The sequence below is a fragment of the Pseudomonas sp. PAMC 26793 genome (genome assembly GCF_000313235.1).
Classification (GTDB): Bacteria; Pseudomonadota; Gammaproteobacteria; order Pseudomonadales; family Pseudomonadaceae; genus Aquipseudomonas; species Aquipseudomonas yamanorum.
Genome location: NZ_AMXG01000016.1, coordinates 1 through 4,174 on the forward strand (window position 1 = coordinate 1; position 4,174 = coordinate 4,174).

6 protein-coding genes and 1 tRNA gene are annotated in these 4,174 nt (G+C 56.0%); all 7 read right to left on the reverse strand.

What is annotated here, in order from left to right; translation table 11 throughout:
* A partial coding sequence (locus D109_RS01000000131715) for a hypothetical protein (protein ID WP_032868257.1) occupies positions 1 to 215 on the reverse strand: 215 nt, incomplete at its 3' end.
* Positions 212 to 484 (reverse strand): DUF3077 domain-containing protein, encoded by a 273-nt coding sequence (locus D109_RS0105080; protein ID WP_017475963.1) that lies wholly within the window; start codon positions 482 to 484, stop codon positions 212 to 214. The genes D109_RS01000000131715 and D109_RS0105080, both read right to left, overlap by 4 nt.
* Entirely contained in the window at positions 481 to 765 is a 285-nt protein-coding gene (locus tag D109_RS0105085; protein ID WP_026077787.1) for a hypothetical protein, read from the reverse strand. Before D109_RS0105085 ends, D109_RS0105080 begins: the two co-directional genes overlap by 4 nt.
* Positions 766 to 1,295: 530 nt before the next feature.
* On the reverse strand, positions 1,296 to 1,601 hold the full coding sequence (locus D109_RS1000000132565) for a hypothetical protein (RefSeq protein ID WP_081585321.1): 306 nt from the start codon (positions 1,599 to 1,601) through the stop codon (positions 1,296 to 1,298).
* The gene (locus D109_RS1000000132570; RefSeq protein WP_081585322.1) at positions 1,598 to 1,915 is read right to left on the reverse strand and encodes an AlpA family transcriptional regulator; all 318 of its coding nucleotides are present in this window, start codon (positions 1,913 to 1,915) and stop codon (positions 1,598 to 1,600) included. The genes D109_RS1000000132565 and D109_RS1000000132570 overlap by 4 nt, the downstream gene beginning before the upstream one ends.
* Positions 1,916 to 2,453: 538 nt before the next feature.
* On the reverse strand, positions 2,454 to 3,695 hold the full coding sequence (locus tag D109_RS0105095; protein WP_017475966.1) for a tyrosine-type recombinase/integrase: 1,242 nt from the start codon (positions 3,693 to 3,695) through the stop codon (positions 2,454 to 2,456).
* Between the two features lie 166 nt (positions 3,696 to 3,861).
* Positions 3,862 to 3,938, reverse strand: a tRNA-Met gene (locus D109_RS0105100).
* Positions 3,939 to 4,174 lie beyond the last annotated feature (236 nt).

Below are 4,174 nucleotides of genomic sequence, written 5' to 3' on the forward strand. Positions count from 1 at the left end.
AAATCCGCCCAAGTGCCTTTGCTCAAATTGACCTTGAGTGAGCCTGCGCGCTTGTCCGTGCGTGTGGGACTCGGTGCGGTGTATTCCTTGCCGCCGTCGACACGTTTGCCGTTTGGCAGCCAGTGCGCAAGCACACGGTCAATGTTCTTCAGGGCAACGCTTTTTACGTCGGCAAAGCTGGGGCGTTTTGAGGTGTTGCCGGTGCGCTGAGTCATGGTGCGGTCCTCGACTCAAGCAACGCCTCGTTCACGTCGTCGATCAGCGCCTTGGCCATCTCGCCGAGGTAGAACGCAGGCCAACTAAAACGCTCGCCCGCATCGCTGATGGCCGCGTCGAGGATCAGTTGATTAGAGTGATGCAGAATCTGGGAGACGGCTTCAAGTGCATCCTCCAGCGGGATACCGGCATTCACCCGAAACAGGTTTTGGCCGTTACCGTTGGCAGGGGAAAACTCGGAGCGTCCACGCGTGCTGGAGTGGGTCACAGCACACCGCCTTTCTGGCCCAGCGGCACAGAGGAGGCATCACCGTACATGGCGAGTGTTTTGATCAAACCCAAGGTGCCGCGCACGTCCCAAATAACGGACGACAGCACGCGGTTGGAAAGCAGGGGTTTATCGCCGTCTAAGTGATCTTCCAACAGCATGAGAACTGAATCGGCACGGTCGAGCGCACAGGTGATGGCGTCGATAGGCAGACCGGCTTCGGCGTCTTGGCTGACGCAGAGTAGGTCCTCGGGTAGTGCAAAGCCTGGGAGCATGCTCATTGGGCACCCCCTGCGGCTTCGAGGGCACGAGCCTTGGACATATGGGCGTTGTAACGGGAGAGACGTGTAGCGAGGCTGGAGTTGGCGTGTAAAGCGGCGAGAGCCATTGCTCGATGAGCGGCGGCGCGAATTTTGGATGGATTGAGGGCGTGCATCTGATGAAGCTCCTGTATGTGAGGAGCTGCCACGGTTCGCCGCTAAACGAATTAGGGTGGCAGCTGTGCGCGGGTTAGCGGACCGGGCATACAGGACCCCGGCAGACCCGAAGGTCTCCCACGCACAGCCACCATAAACGAGAGTCGCAGGCACAAAAAAAGCGCATGCAATCGAGTCGGAAGCGCTTGTGCGCCTGTATGTGCTCGGGCCGCTAAACCCGGTCGTTGAATTTGCAACGACGGTCAGAGAGTAACGCCCGTTTTTTGAAAGTGCAACCGTGCGGATCGCTTGCGGATTTTTTCGATGGGGCATAAATTGATTAGGCATGTAGATTTACCTCAACGCCTCCGGTTGCCGCCGGGGGCGTTTTCGTTTCAGGCATGGACGTCCCAGCGCAGGGAGACAAAGGGCAAGAGGTCGCCTTCGAGGCAGGCGCGTGCATCTTCGTAGGCGTCTATTTGTTGGCCTTCGTCGACGATGATTGCTTGAGGGGCTTGGCAGGGAACTGACAATGCGCACCAGATGCCATCTCTCCATCGCATCACCATCACGTCCCGGTTCAGGCGTTTTTGCTCTGTGCGGTAACGTTCAAAACGCTGCATACCGCGTGATGAGAATCCGACTGTTCTGAGTACAGAAAAGGGCTGCAAAATGGCGTTGTTAGCGGCTCGATTTTTCATGCCGCCACCCTGTCTCGAGCTGCGATTCGTGCACGCGTCCAATCTAAAACTTCAGCCAGTACCCATGCGACGGGAGCGCTACGGGCGTTACTAGCGCTGAGTTTTACTGGAAGTGGGAAGCCGCTATCCGCTTGCTGCATTAGTTTGTAAATCGTTGGGCGAGCTAACCCAACGATGGCCATTACTTCCGGCATGCGGATCAGAATTGCTGAAGGATCTGCGGCAAAATGACTGGTTCGCTTGGCGTTCAGATCTCTTGTTTCGTAAGAGCGGATTTCGGTGGGATTTGCGGACTTGCCGTTATGAACATTCATGGATAACCCCTGGTTATGGATACAGGGGTATCTATCTATACATTTATCTAGATGAAGAAAACTACTTTTCCCCTAGACCGGTCAATGTGTAGTCAATATGGGGGCAACGCAGGGTGAACGCGGCGGTTTAGTAATTGCGCAGCTAGCATTGGTCGATCAGGTGGCAGGCGTCAGCAACATAGGGCGGTTGCGCTGAGAGAGATTTGAGCAGGCCGCTGCTTAGCGCCGAATGCAATACGGTTTGGCGATCAGTCATTGCCAAGTGCCTCAGGCGTTGTGTAACCGAAAGTCCCACGCCCTGCGCTTGAAGGGCGGAGCCAGCGAAGGTCGCTTGGTAGGCTCGGGCGAAAAACGCCTGCCCGCAGTGCCTGAGCGCTGACTTTTGCGTTACACGTTGGGGCCGCGTTACATCGGATGTACGCTATGTAGCTCAACTGTGTAACGGGCGTGAAAGCCAATGAATCCGGTCACTTGGCGAGTGGCGTTACACGAGTAACACGCGTTACACCGGATTTAGAGGGGGGCAGGGTAAGCGCTCTCACACTGCCTTCCCAAATTGACCTTGCACTACATTTCCGGCCTCTAGGGAATCGAGATGGTCGGCGTACCACTGCATCATCTGTGTGCGTTGCTCAAGGTACTGAGCCTTGTTGTAAATCCCTCGCACACCTTGTGCCTTGTGGCTGAGTTGGGCCTCGATATGGTCAGCTGGATATCCGTGCTCGTTGAGGATCGTGCTGGCGATGTGGCGGAAGCCATGGCCGGTCTGGCGGCCCTCGTAACCAAGGCGTCTGAGTGCCATTAGGAATACGGTATCGCTGCGAGGTTTAGTGCGATCGCTTCTACCGGGAAATAGGAGTGGGTAAGCGCCTGTGAATTGCCGAAGTTCCAATAGTGCTTCGATTGTTTGAGTGCAAAGTGGTACCAGGTGCTCACGACCTTTCTTACGACCCTTGCGCTCGACTGGTACGGTCCACAGCTTCTTGTCGAAATCGAACTCTACCCATTGCGCCTCTCGGAGTTCGCTGGGGCGTACAGCCATCAGGGTCAACAGCCTCAGGCCGAGCTGAACATCTTTGGCGTGGGGGTAGGAACGTATCGCTCGAAGTAACCCCGGAAGCTCATCGGGGGAGACGTGGGCGTAGTTCTCTGCCTTTCCCGAGGACAGAAATTTATGCACTCCCTCCAACGGGTTGTTTACGGCTCTGCCCGTTACGCGAGCCAGGTCATAGATATCTTTGCAGTAAGCCCTCACACGGCTCATCTGTTCGAGAATCCCCTGACGCTCAAGCCCTCTCAATAGCTCCATCCACTCCATCGACATGATAGAGGTATAGGGGCGTTTACCGAGCGAGGGGAATACATGGCGTTCGAGCGCTCCAAGTATCCTTTTGGCCGTACCAGCATCCCAGCCGCTCAGGCGAGACGTGTGCCACTCCCTTGCCAATGCTTCAAAGGTGTCGTTGGCTGCATCGATCTCGGCTGCTTGGCGAGCTTTCTTGGAGGTGATCGGGTTCTTGCCTTCCGATGCGTCTGCGCGCAGATCAGCCGCTTTCTGCCGAGCAAAAGCACCGCCCACCTCCGGGTAGCCGCCAAGGCCAAGCCACGACCATTTTCCGTCTGGCTTCTTGTAGCGTAACTCCCAAGACTTTTGGCCGTTTGGCTTGACCCTGAAATACAGCCCAGGGCTGTCTAGTTCGCGGTATGCCCCGGCCTCAGGCTCCAGGCTGGAAAGTGTCGTGTCAGCGAGAGGGCGTCGCTTGATATCTGTGCGTTTCATCCTTGTATGCCTTCAGTTCAATTATTTATGAAGCATACACGTGGGCATACACGGAGGGGAAGGATAGGGATAGATAGAGGTGGACAGCCAGAAACAAGAAAGCCCGCACTAGGCGGGCTTCTTGAGGTGATTCATAGACTGCTGTAGACATCTATGGATCGGTACTTGGTGGCTACACAGGGACTTGAACCCCGGACCCCAGCATTATGAATGCTATGCTCTAACCAACTGAGCTATGTAGCCAAGTGGCGCGCATTATTCGCGGAGAACGGGAATGCGTCAAGCGCTTTTTTTGAAAATTTATCTACGCTATCAACTGTTTAACGGGAAACACCGGGTTTGGTGACGAGCGGTTGGGGTTGATCGTTCCCACGCTCCGCGAGGGAATGCCGCTTCGGACGCTCCGCGTCCCGCGGTCGACGCTATGTGCCAGGGTGACGCGGAGCGTCACGGGATGCATTCCCACGCAGAGCGTGGGA